Origin of the sequence: Algibacter luteus, from assembly GCF_900141715.1 — a bacterium.
Classification (GTDB): domain Bacteria; phylum Bacteroidota; class Bacteroidia; order Flavobacteriales; family Flavobacteriaceae; genus Arenitalea; species Arenitalea lutea.
Genome location: NZ_FQYK01000001.1, coordinates 376868 through 398739, shown reverse-complemented (window position 1 = coordinate 398739; position 21872 = coordinate 376868). Strand labels below are relative to the sequence as shown.

At 32.9% G+C, this 21872-nt stretch carries 19 protein-coding genes; 8 read left to right on the top strand and 11 right to left on the bottom strand.

All coding sequences use genetic code 11. The features are described from left to right. The first annotated feature begins 204 nt into the window (after positions 1 to 204). Positions 205 to 2154, top strand: coding sequence for a DNA topoisomerase (ATP-hydrolyzing) subunit B (gyrB, locus tag BUA46_RS01535; protein WP_019386331.1), 1950 nt, complete (start codon positions 205 to 207; stop codon positions 2152 to 2154). A 129-nt stretch (positions 2155 to 2283) separates the two neighbouring features. Here gyrB and BUA46_RS01530 read toward each other — a convergent pair whose 3' ends face one another. The 5 genes from BUA46_RS01530 to BUA46_RS01510 all read right to left on the bottom strand — a co-directional run bounded on the left by BUA46_RS01530 (position 2284) and on the right by BUA46_RS01510 (position 6638). After that, positions 2284 to 2739, bottom strand: coding sequence for a hypothetical protein (locus BUA46_RS01530; protein ID WP_019386332.1), 456 nt, complete (start codon positions 2737 to 2739; stop codon positions 2284 to 2286). Between the two features lie 92 nt (positions 2740 to 2831). Further along, positions 2832 to 3410, bottom strand: coding sequence for a porin family protein (locus tag BUA46_RS01525; RefSeq protein WP_019386333.1), 579 nt, complete (start codon positions 3408 to 3410; stop codon positions 2832 to 2834). 37 nt (positions 3411 to 3447) lie between these two features. Then, entirely contained in the window at positions 3448 to 4230 is a 783-nt protein-coding gene (locus BUA46_RS01520) for a hypothetical protein (protein WP_019386334.1), read from the bottom strand. An 85-nt stretch (positions 4231 to 4315) separates the two neighbouring features. Next, entirely contained in the window at positions 4316 to 5365 is a 1050-nt protein-coding gene (locus BUA46_RS01515) for a hypothetical protein (RefSeq protein WP_019386335.1), read from the bottom strand. A gap of 220 nt (positions 5366 to 5585) precedes the next feature. Continuing rightward, a complete protein-coding gene (locus BUA46_RS01510) occupies positions 5586 to 6638 on the bottom strand; it encodes a hypothetical protein (protein WP_026009910.1) in 1053 nt (350 codons plus the stop codon). 202 nt (positions 6639 to 6840) lie between these two features. Between BUA46_RS01510 and BUA46_RS01505 the strand changes: the two genes are divergently transcribed. The 7 genes from BUA46_RS01505 (at position 6841) to secDF (ending at position 16993) form a co-directional block, all read left to right on the top strand. Beyond that, positions 6841 to 7350, top strand: coding sequence for an RNA polymerase sigma factor (locus BUA46_RS01505; protein WP_019386337.1), 510 nt, complete (start codon positions 6841 to 6843; stop codon positions 7348 to 7350). A gap of 54 nt (positions 7351 to 7404) precedes the next feature. Then, positions 7405 to 8319 (top strand): FecR family protein, encoded by a 915-nt coding sequence (locus BUA46_RS01500; protein ID WP_019386338.1) that lies wholly within the window; start codon positions 7405 to 7407, stop codon positions 8317 to 8319. Further along, the gene (locus BUA46_RS01495; RefSeq protein WP_026009911.1) at positions 8306 to 10852 is read left to right on the top strand and encodes a TonB-dependent receptor plug domain-containing protein; all 2547 of its coding nucleotides are present in this window, start codon (positions 8306 to 8308) and stop codon (positions 10850 to 10852) included. The genes BUA46_RS01500 and BUA46_RS01495 overlap by 14 nt, the downstream gene beginning before the upstream one ends. Before the next feature lie 102 nt (positions 10853 to 10954). Further along, positions 10955 to 11971 carry a DUF6588 family protein gene (locus BUA46_RS01490; RefSeq protein WP_019386340.1) on the top strand — a complete coding sequence of 339 codons (1017 nt, stop codon included), beginning with the start codon at positions 10955 to 10957 and terminating at the stop codon, positions 11969 to 11971. A 258-nt stretch (positions 11972 to 12229) separates the two neighbouring features. After that, positions 12230 to 13156, top strand: coding sequence for a malate dehydrogenase (gene mdh / locus BUA46_RS01485; protein WP_019386341.1), 927 nt, complete (start codon positions 12230 to 12232; stop codon positions 13154 to 13156). A 74-nt stretch (positions 13157 to 13230) separates the two neighbouring features. Continuing rightward, positions 13231 to 13848, top strand: coding sequence for a hypothetical protein (locus BUA46_RS01480; protein ID WP_019386342.1), 618 nt, complete (start codon positions 13231 to 13233; stop codon positions 13846 to 13848). Between the two features lie 157 nt (positions 13849 to 14005). Then, positions 14006 to 16993: a protein translocase subunit SecDF gene (secDF, locus tag BUA46_RS01475; protein ID WP_019386343.1), complete on the top strand. Its 2988-nt coding sequence runs from the start codon at positions 14006 to 14008 to the stop codon at positions 16991 to 16993. Positions 16994 to 17218: 225 nt separating this feature from the next. Here the strand turns inward: secDF and BUA46_RS15310 are convergent, their stop codons facing one another. The 6 genes from BUA46_RS15310 to BUA46_RS01445 form a co-directional block, all read right to left on the bottom strand. Continuing rightward, positions 17219 to 17314, bottom strand: coding sequence for a DUF2200 family protein (locus tag BUA46_RS15310; protein ID WP_349270759.1), 96 nt, complete (start codon positions 17312 to 17314; stop codon positions 17219 to 17221). A 331-nt stretch (positions 17315 to 17645) separates the two neighbouring features. Next, positions 17646 to 18128: a DUF192 domain-containing protein gene (locus BUA46_RS01465; protein ID WP_019386344.1), complete on the bottom strand. Its 483-nt coding sequence runs from the start codon at positions 18126 to 18128 to the stop codon at positions 17646 to 17648. A 1-nt stretch (position 18129) separates the two neighbouring features. Then, on the bottom strand, positions 18130 to 19062 hold the full coding sequence (lgt, locus tag BUA46_RS01460) for a prolipoprotein diacylglyceryl transferase (RefSeq protein WP_019386345.1): 933 nt from the start codon (positions 19060 to 19062) through the stop codon (positions 18130 to 18132). Between the two features lie 55 nt (positions 19063 to 19117). After that, a complete protein-coding gene (locus BUA46_RS01455) occupies positions 19118 to 20245 on the bottom strand; it encodes a peptidylprolyl isomerase (RefSeq protein WP_019386346.1) in 1128 nt (375 codons plus the stop codon). A 1-nt stretch (position 20246) separates the two neighbouring features. Next, positions 20247 to 20792 (bottom strand): gliding motility-associated peptidyl-prolyl isomerase GldI, encoded by a 546-nt coding sequence (gldI, locus tag BUA46_RS01450; protein ID WP_019386347.1) that lies wholly within the window; start codon positions 20790 to 20792, stop codon positions 20247 to 20249. Then, positions 20785 to 21804, bottom strand: coding sequence for a DHH family phosphoesterase (locus BUA46_RS01445; RefSeq protein ID WP_019386348.1), 1020 nt, complete (start codon positions 21802 to 21804; stop codon positions 20785 to 20787). Before BUA46_RS01445 ends, gldI begins: the two co-directional genes overlap by 8 nt. Between the last annotated feature and the right edge of the window lie 68 nt (positions 21805 to 21872).

Here is a 21872-nt window from a genome sequence, read left to right as displayed (position 1 = left end):
CACGAAATTGAATCTAAGGACGTTTTTAAGCGATTTAAGACACTTTTAAGTAATTAACAAATGTTGATAATTTTATGAATGCGTCGATGAAATGCTTTCTAAAAGGCTTAATATTTCGTATATTTGTTTGTATTCAGAAGGATGCTTAAAGGCGTCCTTTTTTGTGATATAAAACTTAATTCAAAACTAAGATAAATAAAGAATATGAGCGAAAAAAAAGAAGCTTTTAATGAGCATAATTATTCGGCCGATAGTATTCAGGCACTTGAAGGAATGGAGCACGTACGTATGCGTCCTTCCATGTACATTGGAGATGTTGGTACGCGTGGTTTGCACCATTTGGTTTACGAGGTTGTAGATAACTCTATCGATGAAGCACTTGCGGGTCATTGTAACAATATTACCGTTACAATTAATGAAGATAATTCTATTACTACTGAAGATGACGGTCGTGGTATTCCAGTAGATTTACATAAAAAAGAAGGTGTTTCTGCGCTTGAGGTTGTGATGACTAAAATTGGAGCAGGAGGTAAGTTTGATAAAGATTCGTATAAGGTTTCTGGTGGTTTACACGGTGTTGGTGTAAGTTGTGTGAATGCTTTATCTGAGCATTTAAAGGCTACCGTTTACAGAAATGGAAAAATTTATGAGCAAGAGTATGAAAGAGGAAAATCGTTATATCCTGTAAAACAAATTGGTGAAACTGAAAAAAGAGGAACAACAGTTACTTTTAAGCCAGATTCTACAATTTTCACGCAAACTTTAGAATATAGTTACGACACTTTAGCGAGTAGATTACGTGAATTAGCCTATTTAAATAAAGGAATTACGGTTCATTTAGTTGATAAAAGATCAAAGAAAGAAGATGGAACTTTTGAAGGTGAAACATTTCATTCTGAAGAAGGATTAAAAGAATTTATACAGTATTTAGATGCTACTCGTGAGCCTTTAATGAAAGATGTTATTTCTTTTGAAGGTGAAAAAAATGGCGTTCCTGTTGAGGTTGCTATGGTTTACAATACCTCTTATGCTGAGAATTTGCACTCGTATGTAAACAATATCAATACTCATGAAGGTGGAACTCATTTATCTGGTTTCCGTAGAGGTTTAACACATACCCTTAAAAAATATGCTGATGAATCTGGATTATTAGACAAATTGAAATTTGATATTGCAGGTGATGATTTCCGTGAAGGATTAACAGCAATTGTATCAGTAAAAGTTCAAGAGCCTCAATTTGAAGGACAAACTAAAACAAAATTAGGTAATAGAGAGGTTTCTGCATCGGTAAGTCAAGCCGTATCAGAAATGTTATCTGATTATTTAGAAGAGCATCCAGATGATGCTAAAATTATTGTACAAAAAGTAATTTTAGCGGCACAAGCGCGTCATGCAGCTCAAAAAGCACGTGAAATGGTTCAGCGTAAAACGGTAATGAGCATAGGCGGTTTACCTGGAAAATTATCAGATTGTTCTGAGCAAGATCCTGCAAAATGCGAAGTATTTTTAGTTGAGGGAGATTCGGCAGGTGGAACTGCAAAACAAGGTCGTGATAGAGCGTTTCAAGCGATTCTTCCATTACGTGGAAAAATCTTGAATGTTGAAAAAGCCATGACGCATAAGGTTTTTGAAAACGAAGAGATTAAAAATATTTTTACCGCTTTAGGAGTTACTATTGGTACCGAAGAAGATAGCAAAGCCTTAAACCTTTCAAAATTAAGATACCATAAAGTGGTTATTATGTGTGATGCCGATATTGATGGTTCGCATATCGCTACTTTAATTTTAACGTTCTTCTTTAGATATATGAAAGAATTAATTGAAGCAGGACATATCTATATTGCTACACCACCACTTTATTTAATTCGTAAAGGTGCTAAAAAGCAATACGCGTGGAGTGATAAGGAACGTGATGAAATTATTGAAGAGTATGGCGATGGTGCAAAAATCCAACGTTATAAAGGTCTTGGAGAAATGAATGCGGAACAGCTTTGGGATACTACTATGAACCCTGAGTTTAGAACCATGCGTTTAGTACAAATAGATAATGGTACCGAAGCCGATAGAATTTTCTCTATGCTAATGGGAGATGAAGTTCCTCCACGTAGAGAATTCATTGAAAAAAATGCTATTTATGCAAATATTGACGCATAGTCGGTAGTAAATTTAATAACTTTAATACAAAAAGCGGCTTTCAATTTCTTGAAAAGCCGCTTTTTTACAAACTACTAACCTCTAACTAAACACTAATCATTATCTTATAATTAAATCTAATTTTATTTTTTAAAACAGACCTAGACTAACACTAGGTGTGCTTACTCTTGTTCTTACATTAATTGAATTTCTTCTTGGATATCTGTCATAATAGTACCCATCATATCTGTAATAGTAAAAAGATGCATGATGGTAGTAATGATCGCTATGATGACAATGGTTATCGCAATGAGCATAATGACTCTTGTAGGCATCTCTTTTGCCTCTCATATAAGCCCTATATGCTTTTTTGTCTTTACGCTTTAATTCGTCTTCATAGGCTTTTTGTTCATCCCAAAAAGTTTCTTCTTCAGCTTTGGTTTCAGCTTTAAATTGTTGTTCATATTTAGCATCTTCAAGTGCACGTTGCTTATAGTATGAATCTTTACCCATTACTTTTTTATCAACTTTTTCAGATTCTTGAGCAGACGCCGTAATTGAAAATCCTATAAATAAAATGAATGCTAAACTTTTTATAGTTCTCATAATTATAATTTTTTAGATTATTACTAAGCTCTTTGACGAGCTTTCAATTATAAGACACTTTAAAAGTATTTTACCCTACCTTAATTTGTAAATTAAAAATCAAAGCCTATAGAAAACTGCCAAACACGATTATGTGGGTTGCCTTCATCGTACACACTGCCTAGGCCTAGGTGATAGCGTACACCTAATGATACGCCAGATTCGGTTTTAAAACCAGCGCCAAAGTTCATGCCCCAATCGAAATTTTGTGGATCAAACTCTTGAGACGTATCAAATAATCCGAAGTTACTATCAAATTCTTCTTTATGTGAAACGGCTATTCCTACTTGAGGTCCAACTTCTAAAAAGAATGATTGATCTGGATAAAGTTTAAAAAGAAAAGGTAGGTTGAGATAATCTAATTTTTGAGTAAAAGTGCCTCCGCCATCTTTCAGTTCATAACCTTGTTGCGAGTAAAGTAATTCTATTTGTAAAGCGACACTTTCTGATAAAAAAGATTCGCCATAAAATCCTATATGAAATGCATGTCTTTGTCCTGTTTCGGTTTCACCATCAAAACTTACAGCGGCTAAGTTATACCCACCTTTAATTCCGGTGTTTGATTTATGTGTTTGTGCGTTTGTATTTAATACGATACTAAAAATAAATACGATTTTTAAAATTGTTTTCATTTTGATTTATTTAATAAATTGATTTGGTTAAATTTTTTTATTTGCCGCCATTAGCTTGCAAATCTGCAATACATTGAGAATCTAATTCTGGAGCTGAACTCATATTTCCCATATTCGCGATATTAACGGCCGATTCTGTTGCCCAATACATTAAGCAATCTTCTTCATCACAATGTTTAGGATGTTCTGAATCTTCATGACTACTTTGTAAAGGTGTTCCAAGGTTTGTGAGACCGAAAATATGCCCAAATTCATGGTTTATAACAGTGGTTTCTAATAAAGAGCGACTAGGCTCTAATGGACCATTACTTAATCCTTGAAGGGTTTCTTCATAGATTACAAAAGACGTGTTCCAATAAGCGGTCCCTAATGTTACGGTATTATCAGCTTCTGAGTCAGTGTCTGCCTCACCATCGGTAAAATAAGCCCAAACAGCGATTTGACTCTGGGTGTTATAATATTGCCGCTGTTCTCTTTCAATTTGCGCAATTTCTTCTATAGTATAAACATCTTGTCCAGGAGAAGCAATGGCACGTTTTTCAACAGTAATGCCCCCAGGTTTATAGGTACGTTCATTTAAAAAGGTTACAAAATTATTAATAGCTGTTTCTGTAGGTTCAAATCCTTCAACATAAACCAGTTCAATAATCATAATTTTAAATACATCATCGGATAATATATCGTTAGCAGAACTGCCTGTAGATTGCCTGTTTAAATTTTTATTAACCGAAGGCTGATTATCTGAATCATCTGAATTATCAGATGAACAAGCGCTAATAAACACTAATGTTAAAAATGCTACTAAAATTCTATATTTCATAAGGGTTAAGTTTTATTCTTAAAAACAGCCACCTGTAAAATAGGTAGCTGTTTGTTATAACAAAAATACTAAATGTAATTCTAGTTTATATTTGAGACAAGACTAATGTTACTGCAGCATTTGTTGTGCTTTGTAACGAGATAGAACTTGTTGAATAGCTTGTTACTTCCCAAGTTTGATTTAATAACTGAAAGGAAGTATTTCCTGTAAAAGATAAACTTAAAAACACTTCAAGTTCTGAAGTTACTTCGTAAGTTCCCTCTACGGTGTCTAATACTGTATTTGTGGCAGTACAAGATAAATCGTTTGCAAAATCTATGGTGTAATCTGCATAATCATTAGCGGTTTCTATTCCTGCTAATACGAATGATTCTACTTTAAACAACCCATCAACTAAAATAGTTTCTAAGTTTTTTGCGTTTTCTTCCGCTTCTTCTTCAGTATCTTCAGTACCTAAACATTCTGTGATTCGTGATTGTAAATCTAGATCACTAGAGATTTCTATAACAGTACTACTATCGCCATTTAATGTTGCAGTTATTGGATAATCAATGGCAAATAGCTCATCGTCACCAAAATTGTTCATGTAGGTATAAAGTTGTTGTTCAGTTTCAATAACAACTCTTCCGGTTTGCTCAACGTTTAAGCTGTAGGTTAAAATAGTAATTGGAAAATCAATATCTATACAACTTATAGCATCTTCTGCATTATCTTCTGCTTCTTCACAAGCTGCGATTAATGCATCATATTCAGACTGATTAGCCACTTGAACCTCTGTGTAATTACTTAGTTTAACCGTTAAAGGAAATTGTAATTCAATGCTATCATCATCATTTGTTAATAGGCCTAAAATATTTAGTACTATTTGGTAATCAGACTCATTAATTAATGTAACTTCTATGTTATTAATAGTAGCTGTTACGGGTAATAAAATTGATGAACAAGAGATTCCATCAAGAAAGTCATCAAAACTTCCATCATACATCGATGAGCGTTCTAGGTTATTTGCCGTTGGTGATGTTGAAGAATTTGTATTAGGGTTTTGCCCGTTTTCAACATCAATTTCATCTTGGCAAGACGTGAAACTTAAAATAGACGTAATTAAAATTGCAGTTAAAAGCTTTAAATTTTTCATGTTATTAATTTTTGTTTTTTATTATTTATACGAAGCGTAATTATCGCTTTCTATAAATAAGACAACTCATTTTAATTTAACCCTACCACAAAAATGATATTTTTTTAATTAAAATATATAACTTAAATACTAAATGATAATTGTGATTGTAAAAAATAAAAAACAGCTATCAAAATTTTGATAGCTGTTTTCCTAACATAAGTTACAAATGCCAGCCTAATTATATTTGGGCTAATACTAATGTTACAGCTGCATTTGCAGTACTCTTAAAAGAGATTGAGCTCTGCGAATAACTTGTAACTTCCCATGAATTATTTAATAATTCGAAAGTTGCATTCCCAGAAAAGGTTAAGTTAAAATATATCTCTGTTTGCGAGGTTACTTCGTAAGTGCCTTGCACGTTTTCTAATTCTGAATTAACTCTATTTTGAGCTGTACATGATAAATCGCCAGCAAAGTCAATTGTATAATCAGCATAGTTATTTGCTTTTTCAACTCCAGATTCGATAAACGATTCTATCTTAAACATACTGTTTACCAATATCGTTTCAATAGTTTTCGCGTTTTCTTCAGCTTCTTCCTTTTCATCATCATAAGCAATACACTCTGTGATTCTGCTTTGTAAATCTAAGTCGCTTGTAATACTTATTACCGTGTCACTATTTAAGTTAGCAGTAATAGGATATTTTATTGCAAATTGCTCATCAGATCCAAATTCATCAATAAAGGCATATAATTGCTCTTCAGATTCAATAACAACACGACCTGTTTGTGTAAAAGTTAGGTTGTATGTAAAAATGGTAATAGGGAAATTGATGTCTAAACAATTAATAGCATCTTTAGCTGTGTTTTCAGCTTGATTACATGTTGCCATTAATGCATTAAATTCAATTTGATTTGACAAATTAATTTCTGTGTAGTTACTTAATTTAACCGATAAAGGAAAATGTAAAATAACTTCGTCGTCATCATTATTGTATTCCGATAAGATATCGATAACTGTTTCGTAATCAGATTCGCTTACAACATGAACTTCTGTGCCATTAACAGTTGCAGTAACTGGTAATAAGATAGACGAACATGATACGCCATCTAAAAAATCATCGAAACTTCCATCATGCATTGACGATCGTTTTAAGTTTTGCGCTGTTTGAGAGTTTGCAGCGTTTGTTTCTGGATTTTCACCATTTACTTTGTCATCTTCATCAGTACATGACGTAAAACCAATAAATGATAATAATAAGATTGCTGTAATAAATTTTAAATTGTTCATAATAATAATTTTTAGGGTCATTAATTTTTATTTCTTTGCGATTCTTTCGCTTTCTATAGGTAAGACAATCAAATATTATTTTACCCTACCTTTTTTTTATTTTTATTTAAATTTTAAATTACTCGCTGTTTTTACATAATGTTAAGACTGCTAAAAATAAATTTACCCTACTTTTGTATTAACTTATTAATAGCCTTAATGAATGAGTGATAATAAACTTTGTGAAGAAACCTATTTTAATAAATTTTATATCGAGCATGTTCAATCTGCTAGCAACTTTGCATATTATAAATGTGGCGATAAGGATGGAGCTCTAGATTTTGTGCAAGATGCGTTTTCAAAAATTTGGCAAAATTGCTCTAAAATAGATTTTACAAAAGCCAAAAGCTATTTGTTTACAACAATAAATAATTTGTTTCTAAATACTGTAAAACATAAAAAGGTGGTTATGGAGTATGCCAAAGCAGCACCTTATGTAGATAAAACCAATGAAAGTCCAGAGTATATTTTAGAAGAAGAAGAGTTTAAAAAGAAGCTTCAACATGCTATTTCATTATTATCTGATGCGCAACGCGAAGTGTTTTTAATGAATAGAATTGATGGTAAAAAATATAGAGAAATTGCAGAGTTATTAGATATTTCTCAAAAAGCAGTTGAGAAAAGAATGTCTGGAGCATTAAAAGTTTTAAGAGAACATATAGAAAATATTTAAAACGTGGTAGGGTAAAATAATATCTGGTTGTCTTAAAGTTGAAGCACAAATAAAATGAAACAGGAAAACAACATATTAAAGTGGTTTGATAATGAGCTTTCTCAGAAAGAAATTAATGATTTAAAACAATCAGATAATTTGAAAACACTCGAGAAAATAGCGCATTACTCTTCACAATTGGAAGCGCCAAAAGTAGATGCGCAAAAAGCGTTGGAAGACTTTAAGTCGCGCAATTTATCGAAAAAAGAAACCAAGGTTATACCATTAAACTTTAAGTCGTTCTTAAAAATTGCTGCTGTATTTTTGGTGATGTTAACCTCTTCATATTTCTTATTCTTTAATAATACTAAATCGTATTCTACAGAATTTGCACAAACTAAAACATTGACATTACCTGATAACTCAGAGGTTATTTTGAATGCTCAGTCTCAGTTAGCGTTTAATAAAAAAGATTGGAAAAACAGCCGAAATTTAACATTGGATGGTGAAGCATTTTTTAAAGTCAGTAAAGGTGAAAAATTTACAGTAACCACAGATGCAGGCATTGTTCAGGTATTAGGAACACAATTTAATGTAAAAGAACGCGATAATTATTTTGAAGTGCAATGTTATGAGGGTTCAGTAAGTGTTACGAGCAGCCAAGAAAAAGTTGTTCTTACTCCAGGAAAATCGTTTAGAGTGGTTAATGGTGAAGTGAGTTTAGGAAGCGATTTTAATGCAGAGAACCCATCATGGTTAGCGAAAGAATCTAGCTTTAATAACGTACCACTTTGGCAAGTTATTAACGAGCTTGAAATTCAATATGATTTAAAAATAGATGCAACTCAAGTAAACACTTCTGTTACCTTTTCAGGAAGTTTTACGCATACCGATAAAAATATAGCGCTACAAGCTGTTACAATTCCGTTAAAAATAAGTTATAAAATTAATGGTAAAAACGTTGAGTTCTATAACTATGACACTAAATAAGGCTTTTATCTTTTTGGTTTTTTTTATTAGCATGTTTTCTTTTGATGTTCAATCTCAAGAAAATTTGCCTTTATTGGAGGTTATTGCTCAAATTGAAAATAAGTTTGATGTTAAATTTTCGTATTCTGTTAATGATTTAGAAGGTGTTTTAGTTGCACCACTTCAAGAATCAGAAACATTAAAAGAGGTTGTAGATAGATTTAATGATGTTACTATTCTAAGCTTCAAATTTCTAAATGAGCGTTACATTACTATTTCTACTATTAATAAATCAATATCCATTTGTGGAATTTTAATTTCCGAAAGCGACAATATGCCTTTATTTGGTGCGTCCGTTTTAATTGAAAATTCGAGAAAAGGCGTAATTACAGATGCTAACGGAAAGTTTTTAATTCAAGAAGTTGATATAAACGATACTATAATTGTTTCATATTTAGGATACCAGACTAAAAGGATTCAAGCTTCCGAATTAAGGATGCTTAATGAGAATTGTAAAAGCATCACTATTCAAGAGAAAAACGAAGCGCTTAGTCAAATTTTAATTACCAAATTCTTAACAGCGGGTTTGCAAAAACATATTGATGGAAGTACGGTTTTAAATACTGAAAAATTTGGTATTTTACCTGGGCTGACAGAACCTGATATCCTACAGTCTATTCAAGCCTTACCTGGTGTTGAGAGTGTTAATGAGAGTATAGCCAATATAAATGTAAGAGGCGGTACAAACGATGAAAATCTAATCCTTTGGGATAATATTAAAATGTACCATTCAGGACATTTTTTCGGACTTATTTCTGCTTATAATCCTTATTTAACTGATAAAGTTGTAGTTACCAAAAACGGCACGTCAAGCGAGTTTAGCGATGGTGTTTCAAGTACCATTAATATGTCTACCAAAAACGAAATAAATAATCAGTTTTCAGGTGGTTTTGGAGCCAACTTAATTCATGCTGATGCTTTTTTAGAGATTCCTATTTCCAATTCTTTAGCGTTACATGTTTCAGGTAGACGTTCCTTTACAGATTTACTAAGTTCACCTACTTATGATAATTATTTTGAACGAAGCTTTCAAGATAGCGAGCTTACAAGTAATAGTGATAATATTAGTGAAAGTAATAGAAGTAACGATTTCTTTTTTTATGATTATTCGGCCAAATTACTTTTCGATTTGAATGAGAGTCATAAGTTTCGAGCAAACATTATCGGAATAAATAATAATTTAGATTATACCGAAAGTTATCAAGAAAATAGTGGTGAAACTAATTCGAAAACAAGTAATTTAAAACAGGAGAATTTAGGTTTTGGGGCTAGCTGGAATGGAGTTTGGACCGATAAATTTAGTTCAGAATTACAAGCATTTTACTCCAAGTATAATGTAGACGCGACAGATTATAGATTAGAATCAGATCAAAGACTAACTCAAGCAAATGAGGTACTTGAAACTGGGTTAAAATTTAAAACCAGATTAAAATTAAATAGTAATTTAAACTTTTTAAACGGTTATCAATTTAGTGAAATAGGTATATTGAATGAAACAACTGTAACTAATCCTTCATACGACATCACTAAAAAAGATGTATTGTTAAATCATGCACTTTTTTCTGAGCTAGAATATAAAAAGAACAACACCTATATCAGAGTAGGTTTGCGTGGTAATTATTTTCAAAAGTTTAATAAGCTAATTATAGAACCACGTTTAAACTTCAGGCAAAAATTTTCAAACACGTTTGCATTAAAGCTTCAGGGCGAATTTAAAAATCAATCGGCTAACCAAAAAATTGACTTCCAAGATGATTTTTTAGGAGTTGAAAACCGGCGTTGGATTTTAGCAAACGAACAGACAATAAAAATATCAGAAAGTAAACAGGCGTCTTTCGGTTTTGAGTTTAATCAAAATAACTGGTTAATAGATATAGAAGGTTTTTATAAATTAGTTGAAGGTATAACAGCTTCAAACCAAGGTTTTTATAATAATTTTCAATATGTAAACGCACAAGGAAGTTATAATGCTAAAGGCGTTGAGTTTTTACTTAATAAAACGGCTGATGATTATAGCGCTTGGGTAAGCTACACTTATAGTGTGAATGATTATGAGTTTAAAAGTATTACACCATCGGTATTTCCTAATAATGTAGATATAAGACATTCGGTTTCTTTGGCCTTTAATTATAATATTTTAAAAAATTTAGAAATGTCTGTTGGTGGTATAATGCGCTCAGGGCAACCGTTCACGAAGCCTCTTGAAGGTAATGAAACAGTGCAAGATGGTAATAATATTCGTGTAAATTATGACATCCCGAATAATGAAAATGTAGATGATTTTATGAGATTAGATGCTTCATTCAATTATAATATTAATCTCTCTGAGAGCGCTCAGGCTACATTAAGAGTTGGTGTGTTGAATGTGTTAGATAGACAGAATATCATTAATAGATATTATGAAGTCGATCCAAATGACTCAGATAAAGCCATTCAAATTGACAACAAATCCCTCGGTTTAACACCAAATGTCAGTTTCAGAATAAATTTTTAAAATCGCTTAAATGTTTATATTATCGATTAAAAGCATTTTTTTACGATAAAATGTTGCATTTCGTGATTTTTTTCCTATGTTTGTAAAACCAAATCAAATTTAATGAAAAAGTTATCCTTATTTATGTTACTCGTTTTAGTAACAACTATTTCAAAAGCACAGAGTGATATTGATGCACTTTTGGCTGCAGGTGTTGAAGATGCAGAACGATTTGCAAATGATTATTTAGCACCCGGAACCGACGGTTTAATGCATAGCATGAATGCTAACTGGTTTAATTCAGCAAAAGTAAAGCCTTTAGGCGGATTTGAAATTTCTGTAATCGTTAATGCGGCAAGTGTTCAGGACGAACACAAAATGTTTGACTTAAATGTTGCCGATTATAATAATGTTTCTTTTCCAGATAGCTCACCTTCAAAATCGGTAGCTACTGTATTAGGTGAGAATGATCCTGCTATTTTTATTGAGGTGGAATATGATGACCCAATTTTTGGAAATCAAACCGAAACAATAGAATTACCAACAGGAATTGGCGATGGTACAGCTAATTTGTTACCTACTGCATTTATTCAGGGTGCGTTAGGAATAGGTGGTGGAATAGAAGTTAAAGCACGTTTTGTTCCTAAAATTGAAACCGAAGACGTATCACTAAGTATGTACGGAGCTGGATTACAAATGGAATTTACAGAATGGTTACCAGCAGATAAATTATTGCCTGTTGCTATTTCTGGATTAGTCGCTTACAACCATATTGATGGTGAGTACAATTTAACTGATTCATCAGGAGTTCAAGGTGAAAATCAACGCATAGAAAATGCGACCAATACGTGGTTATTTCAGCTTATTGCATCCACAAAGATGCCAGTAATCAACTTTTATGGTGGTTTAGGCTACATTAAAGGTAAGTCTGAATCCGATTTATTAGGAACTTATAGAGTTACAAATGGTTTTGTTACCTCTGAAGATATCGTTGATCCGTTTTCAGTATCAAGCGAAGTATCTTCTGTAAGAGGTACGATAGGTACAAAATTAAAATTAGGTTTTTTCAGACTTAATGCAGAATATCACTTATCAGATTTCAATGCGTTCTCATTAGGAGTTAACTTTGGTTTCAGATAGAATAGTATTAAAATATTAATTGTTTAGTTTTAGTTAGTTATATTTAGTTTTTGTTTAAAAAAGCACAAGATAAAATCTTGTGCTTTTTTCGTTCAAACTATTTTAATTCGTAATTTAGCGCGCATAAAGTAGTGTGCTTATTAATAAGTAACTTTTTAATTGAATTTCACGATTAAAATCATTTTTTAAAACTGGTTTTCTATAGAAATTTGATAAATAACTCTAAAACAAATTAAAAACTAATTAAATATTAATCAAATGAAAGTAACAGTAGTAGGAGCAGGAGCAGTTGGTGCAAGTTGTGCAGAGTATATTGCTATAAAAAACTTCGCTTCAGAAGTTGTATTGTTGGATATTAAAGAAGGTTATGCTGAAGGAAAAGCTATGGATTTAATGCAATGCGCATCATTAAATGGTTTTGATACAAAAATTACAGGTGTAACTAACGATTACAGTAAAACAGCAAATAGTGATATTTGTGTGATTACTTCTGGAATTCCTCGTAAACCTGGTATGACTCGTGAAGAGTTAATTGGAATTAATGCAGGTATAGTAAAAGCGGTTTCTACAAGTTTACTTGAACATTCTCCTAATATGATACTTATTGTTGTGAGTAACCCAATGGATACCATGACATATTTAGCTCATAAAACTTTAGATATTCCTAAAAACAGAATTATTGGAATGGGTGGTGCTTTAGATTCTGCACGTTTCAAATATAGATTAGCTGAAGCTTTAGGAGCGCCTATTAGCGATGTAGACGGAATGGTTGTTGGTGGTCATAGCGATACGGGTATGGTGCCACTAATAAGTCATGCCACAAGAAACAGTATTAAGGTTTCTGAGTTTTTAAGCGCAGAGCGTTTATCTCAAGTTGCTGAAGATACTAAAGTTGGTGGTGCAACACTTACTAAATTATTAGGTACTTCAGCGTGGTATGCACCTGGAGCTGCAGTAAGTGGTTTAGTTCAAGCCATTGCTTGCGACCAAAAGAAATTGTTCCCATGTTCTACTTTCTTAGAAGGTGAATATGGTTTAAATGATATATGTATAGGTGTTCCAGTAATTTTAGGAAGAAACGGTATTGAAAAAATAGTTGATATTCCTTTAAGTGATGCTGAAAAAGCCCATATGCAAGCGAGTGCCGAAGGTGTTAAAAAGACTAACGGATTGTTGGATGTATAGTGCACCAAAACTATAAAACATAGATTTATATAAAGACTGTAGCAATACAGTCTTTATTTTTTTATATTTGGCGCATGTTAGCAAGATGGTGCATTAGCGTATTAATTTTTGGTCTTACCTTATTTGGTGTGGTTTCACAACAGCAATTAACCATACCAAACCAAGAAATTGTATTGCAGTTTGACGATGTAAGCTTAAACGCAAATCAAACTGAAAATACGGTAGCTATTGTAAAGCAACAGCTGCAAAGTATAGGTGCTGAAAATATTCAGGTTCTAGAATTAGATAACGGAACCTTAAAAATCACCTATTTTAGTGATGCCGATATTGCAAGTATCAAAGCAAAGTTTTCAGTTGAAAATGAAATTGCACTTCAATTAACTTTACCATCTAAAGACACAGATTCTACTGAAATCCCGAGTAAAGACTCTAATGTTAGTTACAATCTCGATGTTTTCGAAATTCAAAAAACACAGGATACCGGATGGGATTTTGATGGCGTAATCAGTTTAGAGTTTAAATCAAAAAGTAACCGATTTTTAGATCCAAATCCATTAGCAGTATCAAGTATTGCTTATCAATGTGAGGATAACTTAATCCAAGTTACTTATAGAATTCGTAAAGATGTCGCTTTTAAAATAAGCGATGCACAACATGCCATTCCTGAAGTAAGAGCAGGCCCAATAAGCTAAGGGAGCACTTAGTTGTATTCCCCAAACACTCCAAATTAGAAATCATTTCAAATAATGATTCTATAAAATTCACATTCAAAAAATAAAAAATTGTCAGATTATGCGGTAAATTCTATATTTGCTCGTTTTTAAAAAATTTGACGTAAAACATTATAACATGCAAAACAAAGGATTAGTAAAGCTATTTGCTATTTTGTTTGGTTTGGTAAGTCTTTACCAATTATCATTCACATTCAAAGCAAATCAGGTTGAAAAAGAAGCAGAAGAATATGCGATTAGTAAAATCTCTGAATCTGAAGAGAATTATCGTGCACTGCGCAGTCAAGAAGAGGCTAGTTTTCTTCAAGAAAAAGCTACAGATACCGTATATAACATTGGTGTAGCAAAATTCACTTATAACGAAGTGAAGCAGAAAGCCATGAATCTTGGTTTAGATTTAAAAGGAGGTATTAACGTTATTCTTCAAGTATCGGTAAAAGATATCTTAAAAGGATTAGCAAACAATACTACCGATCCTGTTTTTAATCAAGCTTTAGAAGATGCTTCAGAACTTCAAAAAAACAGTCAGAACACGTATTTACAAGATTTTTTCACTGCTTTTGATGCAATTAAGGGCGACACTAAATTAGCTTCACCAGATATATTTTACACGAAAGCACTAGATGGAGAAATTGATGGAAGTATGTCTGATGATGAGGTAAAAGCCATTATCGAAACTAAAATAGATGAATCTATTGTTTCAGCATTCGAAGTACTTCGTAAGCGTATTGATGAGTTTGGTGTAACATCACCAAACATTCAGCGTTTAGGAAATTCTGGTCGTATACTTGTTGAATTACCAGGCGTAAAAGACGTAGAACGTGCAACAAGTTTATTACAGAGTACAGCACAATTAGAGTTTTGGGATGCATACAAAGGTGAACAATTCTTTCAGTTTATAGATCAAGCTAATGTTGTTTTAAAAGATTTGGTTAATCCTGAATCTGATACTGAAGTAGAACCTCAAGACGAAGAAGACGCTCAGGGTGATCAAATTGATGATTTATTAGGTGATGCTGTAACTGATTCTACAGCAGTTGAAGAAAACAACCCATTAGGGAAGTTAATAAGAGGTATTGGTTACCAAGGAGGACCAATCATTGCTAAGTTTGAAATAAAAGATAAAGAAACAGTTTTAGATTACCTAAACAGACCTGAAGTAAGAGCTTTACTTCCTGCAGAGCAACGTTACGCAAAGTTTGTTTTTGGTAAGCCAGAAAAAAACAGTGAATTAGTAGATTTATATGCTTTAGTTGGTAACCGTGAAAATGTACCTCAATTAAGTGGAGCAGTGGTAACCGATGCGCGTAATCAATTCGGTCCTACAGGAAAATCTGAAGTATCAATGCAAATGAATGCTAAAGGTGCTAAGATTTGGGAAGAAATGACTGGTAAAGCATACACTCAAGGTAGTCAGATAGCTATTGTTTTAGATGATGTTGTGTATTCTGCTCCGGGTGTAACTACTGGGCCAATTGCAGGTGGTAGTTCTTCTATCTCAGGTGATTTTTCATTAAATGAGGCGATAGATTTAGCAAACGTATTACGTGCAGGTAAATTACCAGCATCGGCAGATATTATTCAAAGTGAGGTTGTAGGACCATCTTTAGGTAAAGAAGCTATAGAGAGTGGTACAATGTCGTTCTTAATTGCTTTAGCATTAGTGTTACTTTGGATGATTTTCTACTACGGAAAAGCAGGTGCTTTTGCAGATGCCGCAATGTTATTAAACATCTTATTAATCTTCGGAATTTTATCAGGATTAGGTGCTGTACTTACATTACCTGGCATTGCGGGTATCGTATTAACCATTGGTATGTCGGTAGATGCTAACGTACTTATTTTCGAGCGTATTCGTGAAGAATTAGCTAAAGGAAAAGGACAATTAGAATCTATAAAGGACGGATTTAGTAACGCATTATCTTCTATTTTAGATGCCAACATTACCACAGGTTTAACAGCTTTAATCTTATTTGTTTTTGGTACTGGTCCAATTAAAGGATTCGCAACAACCTTATTAATAGGTATTGCAACGTCTTTATTTACTGCAATTTTTATTACTCGATTATTAATCGATTGGTATGCTAACAGAGGCGGTAAATTAGAGTTCTCTACAGGTATTACGAAAAACTTATTCAGAAATATAAATATCGATTTCTTGAAAAAACGTAAAGTGGCTTATGTCGTTTCAGGAATTTTAATTGCTATAAGTTTAGGTTCGTTATTAACAAACGGTTTAAACCAAGGTGTCGATTTTGTTGGTGGTAGAACTTATCAAGTTCGTTTCGCACAAGATATTAGCGCATCAGAGATTACAGATTTGCTTTCACAACCAGAAGTATTTGGTAGTGCCGATGCAAAAACATTTGGTGATGCTAACCAGTTAAAAATTACTACTAAATACAAAGTAAACGAGTCTGGGGCAGAGGTAGACGAAGATATCAGAAAGTCGCTTTACGAAGCATTAGTACCACATTTAGAAGGGATTACTTATGAGCAGTTTATCGATTTAAATGATGAAAACAAGCAAATAGGTTTATTAGAATCTTATAAAGTAACACCAACCATTGCCGATGATATCAAACAAGCATCATTCTGGGCAATTCTAGGGTCGTTAATAGTCGTATTCCTTTATATCTTAATTCGTTTTAAGAAATGGCAATACTCTTTAGGTGCGGTAGCAGCCGTATTTCACGATGTATTAATTGTATTAGGTGTATTCTCGTTAACTTATAAATTTATGCCTTTTAATATGGAAATCAATCAAGCGTTTATCGCAGCAATTCTAACCGTAATTGGTTACTCGCTTAACGATACGGTGGTTGTATTCGATAGAATTCGTGAGTTCTTCAATGAGCACACCTCTTGGAAATTCGATAAGGTTGTAAACTCATCATTAAGTAGTACATTAAGTAGAACATTAAACACCTCGTTAACAACGTTAGTTGTGTTATTATCCATCTTCATTTTTGGTGGAGATTCTATTCGTGGGTTTATGTTTGCACTTATTGTAGGTGTAATCGTAGGTACATACTCGTCGCTATTTATCGCAACTCCAGTAATGTACGATACAGTAAGTAAATCAGAAGACAAGAAAAAGAAGTAATACTTAGAATTTTATAAATCAAAAAGCCTATTAACATTAGTTGATAGGCTTTTTTTTTAATTTGTTGGCGCCCGCCTGCCGGCAGGCAGGTTACCACATGGGTCGGGCTTTTCGTTACAAGTTTTTGCTCGATGCGCGCCTCGCTAAAAGCTATTCACAACAATCCCTAACGCAGTTATCCGCAAAATTCAGTACTTAATGGCTGATTTAAAGTATACTTGATAATTATTTGCTCAGAATTTTTTCCATCTTTCTGCCTTCAGCCAATTCATAAATCAGTTTGTATAAGTATCTCGCCTGTTTCGTTAATGGAGTTTCAATATTTTCAATTCTGTAACCACAAATAACACCTTTTATTTAACTCTCATAAGAGTGTATATTGGCTAGCTCAAAAAAAGTTTTAAAGGTAATTTTCCTATCTATTAGCTTTTTTATTTTAGCATCATCAAACCAGTTAACCAGGTAATAACTTCGTGCAATTCAGCTTTAGTTCTGCCTTTCTATTCAACTCTTGTAAAGTAGTGTGGATTTACAGATGCAATGGTTAAATTAGCAACACGAGCATAATGTTCTGGTGTAGTAGTCATTGCTATAGTATTTGTTTAAACGAAAACGGAATTAGTTTGTACTACCCTAAAAAACGAAACTATTTTTATTTTGTAAAATCTACTAGATCGCCAACAGTTATTCCCCAACTATCAACCAACCCTGCATTAACTTCTAAAACATATTGGGCAGGAGCATTTGAAGGGAGTGAAGATTCATCAAATGGCATCGCGTTTTTCTGAAAACTAACAATCTCTTTTTCCGCATTTATAAAAATAAGATCTAATGGAATTTTAGTGTTCTTCATGTAGAAGAAACGTTCGGTTTCATCTTCAAAAACAAATAACATACCTTGGTTATTCTTCATCGAATTTCTATACATTAAACCTGTTTGTATATCAAAATCGGTGTCGGCAATTTCAATATCCAAAACAATTTTTGTGGCATCAGAAACTTTTAAAATATGAAGTTCACCTTCTTTAGTAAAGGTAACTTCAGTTTGCTTAATAACCTTGTTATTCTCTTTGCACCCAGATAAACACAGCGCGAAAACGAATATGAATAGTATGGTAAAACGTTTAAAAAACATCTTATTTGCTTGCAGTTTTTGGTTTATACATAAACATAAAGTACAAGCCAATTAAAATAAATGGAATACTTAACCATTGTCCGGTATTTAAGTTTAACCAGTTAATGTATTCATCACCTTGCGGTTCTTTTGTAAATTCAATAAAGAAACGAATGGTCCAAAGTAAAATTAAAAACAAGCCAAATAAAAATCCTGGTTGATCTTTTTTAGCGGTTTTCGAGTAGAAATACCATAAAATAAGAAACACAAAAATATAGCAGAACGATTCGTATAACTGCGACGGATGGCGGTAAGGCACCGCATCAAGTAAGTTTTGAAATTGTGGATTTTCAGTTACAGCATTATAGGCTTTTTGTACATCTTTAATGCCTGTACGTTGCATAATTTCACTTTTGTAATATTGGTCTTGTATAAACCGAACACCTAAAGGGAATTCTCCAGAAGCTTTACCTATAATTTCAGAGTTAATAAAATTTCCTATTCTAATAAAAATGGCACCAGAAGCCACTGGTATCACAATTCTATCTAAAATCCAAAGTATCGATTTGTAGGTGTATTTTTTTCGGTATAAATACATCCCAATAATAATACCTATGGCTGCACCATGACTAGCAAGTCCTTGAAAACCGGTAAATTCAAAACTCGGTTTGGTTCTAATGGGAAGAATGATGCTTAAAAAATCTTCCGTTATTAATTCCGATTGGTAAAATAAAACATGTCCTAATCTCGCACCTAGCATAGTTGCTAAAACAGTATAAATAAACAACGGATCTAAATAATCCAATGACACCTTTTCTTTAGTGAAAATGCGTTTCATGATATACCAACCCAAAATAAAAGCAACAATCCACATCACACTGTAAAAATGTAATTTAAAGTTGCCTACAATATCAATACCTGTAATAGGGTTCCAATCAAATTTTAATAGATGCATAGGTTTTATTTTTCGTTGTAAATATAAAGGATTACAATGGCTTTAATGTTAAAATTTATTTAAGAAGTTTCAAGACTTCAACTTCAAAAATTATATTGGTTTTTCCAGGAACTGTGTTGCCACCCGCCTCTCCAAACCCTAAATGATAGGGTATAAATAAGGTAGCTTGATCTCCTACATGCAATTGCTGTAATCCTTCTTTAAATCCAGGTATCATTTGTGCATCCGGACCAATATCTGCAATAATAGGTTGATACTTTTTTGTTTCGGTACCGTTTTTATCAACAACATTTAATGCTTTTGCCAACTCTAGTTTGCTGGTTTTTATAAACTCACCGTTTTCTGTGTAAACGGTATAATGCACTAATGCTTGTGCATTTTCATGTAACTTTTCACCTTCACCTTGCTTAGACACATAATAGTAAAGTCCAGAATCTAAGGTTTTGGCTTTTGTTTTTTGATTTTCAAATCGCTTAAAAGTTGCTTTTAAAAGAGCTTCTGCTTTAGCTTTTTTTTGCTTTTCAAGGCGTTGTTCTTCAATAAAATGATTTTCGAAAATTTTGGGAGCATTAAATTTTTGTGCAGATTTACCTATTCTTAAAATATTTACTTCTTTTATCACCACTTCTTTTAGTGGTCTGTCATTTTTATCTGTTTTTACAGCCGAAATAGAATCTAAAACATCAAATCCAGTAACTAATTCACCAAAAACACTGTGTTTATTATCCAATTTTGGTCTTGGAACATCGGTAATAAAAAATTGGCTACCGTTAGTTTTCGGACCATAATTAGCCATAGAAAGAATACCTTTTTTATCGTGTTTTAAATCAGGATGAAATTCGTCTTTAAATTTATAACCAGGATTCCCAGGACCTTTACCGGTAGGGTCGCCTCCTTGGATAATCGAATTTTCTATAATACGATGAAAAATAGTACCATTAAAATAGGCTTTCTTTTTGTAAGGGTCTTTCACTAAAGTATTAGTGCCTTCAGCTAGCGACACAAAATTGGCAACGGTTACAGGCGTTTTTTCGTAAGTTAATTTGGCCATCATGTTGCCTTTGTTTGTAACAAACTCAGCATAAATACCGTCTTCAAGATCTTTGCGTTTTTCTTCACAAGCCGTTAAAAAAATGAATAACAGCGCTAGAATTAAAACGTTATAAGCACCTTTAAAAAGCATGTTAGCGTGATTGATTTTCTTCAGTAATAGAATTAACAGTAACCTCACAAATTAGTGGCATATTGCTGCCAATTTTATTTTCATCGCCGTAGTAACCGTAGGCTTTTTGCGAAGGAAACAGGAAAGTAACGGTCTCACCACTTTTCATAAGCTTTAAACCTTCTCGAAGTCCAGTAAACAGTTCTTCTTTGTCCATGGCGTAGGATTGCGTTTTAATATCTTCAGTGGTGTAAATAACATTGCCATCTAAAGATTTCACATTGTAATTATAGTTTACAACATCACCAAAGTCTGGAGTTTTTAACGTGTCAATCACAGCTTTGTTATTATAGTAATACCAAAACCCACTTTCTGAAGCGATGTAATCAATATTTTGTTGCTTCATTATTTTTTCAATGGAAGCTTTCTCTCTGGCATTTAATTTTTTATTTCGTTCTACAGAAGCATCAATAAAAGAGCCTGTTTTTACAGAAACAGGGCTTCTGGCTTCGGGTGTTTTACAAGCAAACACTAAAAAAACGAGCGCTATGGTTAGAAATTTATTCATCATTCAGGGCTTTATTATAACTAGGCAATATACTAATAAATTTTTCAATAGTTTTTTCTAGAGATAAATAGCTCTTGCCACCAGCGGCATTTGTATGTCCACCACCTTCAAAATGAGCCCTAGACATTTCATTTACCGAAAAGTTACCTTTTGAGCGTAATGAGATTTTTATAATACCTTCTTGTCTGTCTTCTATAAAAATTGCAGCTAGAACAACGCCATCTAATGAAAGGCCGTAGTTTACAACTCCTTCAGTGTCACCTTTTTTGTAATTAAAGTTGTGTAGTTCTTGCTGTGAGAGCGTAATGTATGCCGTTCTATGTTCGGGTAATACTTTTAAATTGGTTAGTGCACAACCTAATAATTGTAATCGTTCATAACTGTTAGTGTCAAAAACGTGGTTATGAATCTCTGAGTTATTTGCGCCTTTTTCAATCAAATCTGCAACAACTCTATGCGTCGTACTAGTAGTTGATGAAAACCTAAAAGAACCTGTATCTGTCATAATACCAACATACAAACTCGTTGCAATAGCACTGTTAATCTTGTCAAGATCATCTAGCATATTAATAAAATGATATACCATTTCGCAGGTGGAACTCATGCTTACATCGCTAAACGTATAAGCAGCATAATTGTCTGGCGCTTGATGATGATCAATCATAATTTTCAACGCATTGCTTTCGGTTAATGCCGATTCCATATTGCCAGTTCTATGAAAGGCATTAAAATCTAAAGTGAAAATAATATCAGATTCGTTTATCAAAGAATCACAGGTGGCTGTTTGTGCATCATGTATTAAAACGGCATCATTTCCTGGTATCCATTTTAAAAAAGATGGATAATCATTAGGCATTATAACGTTTACATTGTGGTTGCCTTTTACTAAATAATGATATAAACCTAAACTGGAGCCAATAGCGTCTCCATCAGGGTTTTTATGTGCTACGATTACTATCTTTTTTGGTGTAGATAAAAGTTGTTTTATGCTTGAAATGTGTTGTTTTTTCATAGTTGACGAAGATACAATTTTTTCAAATTAGAATTATTGGAATTCAATAGAAATAGATTACTTTTGCA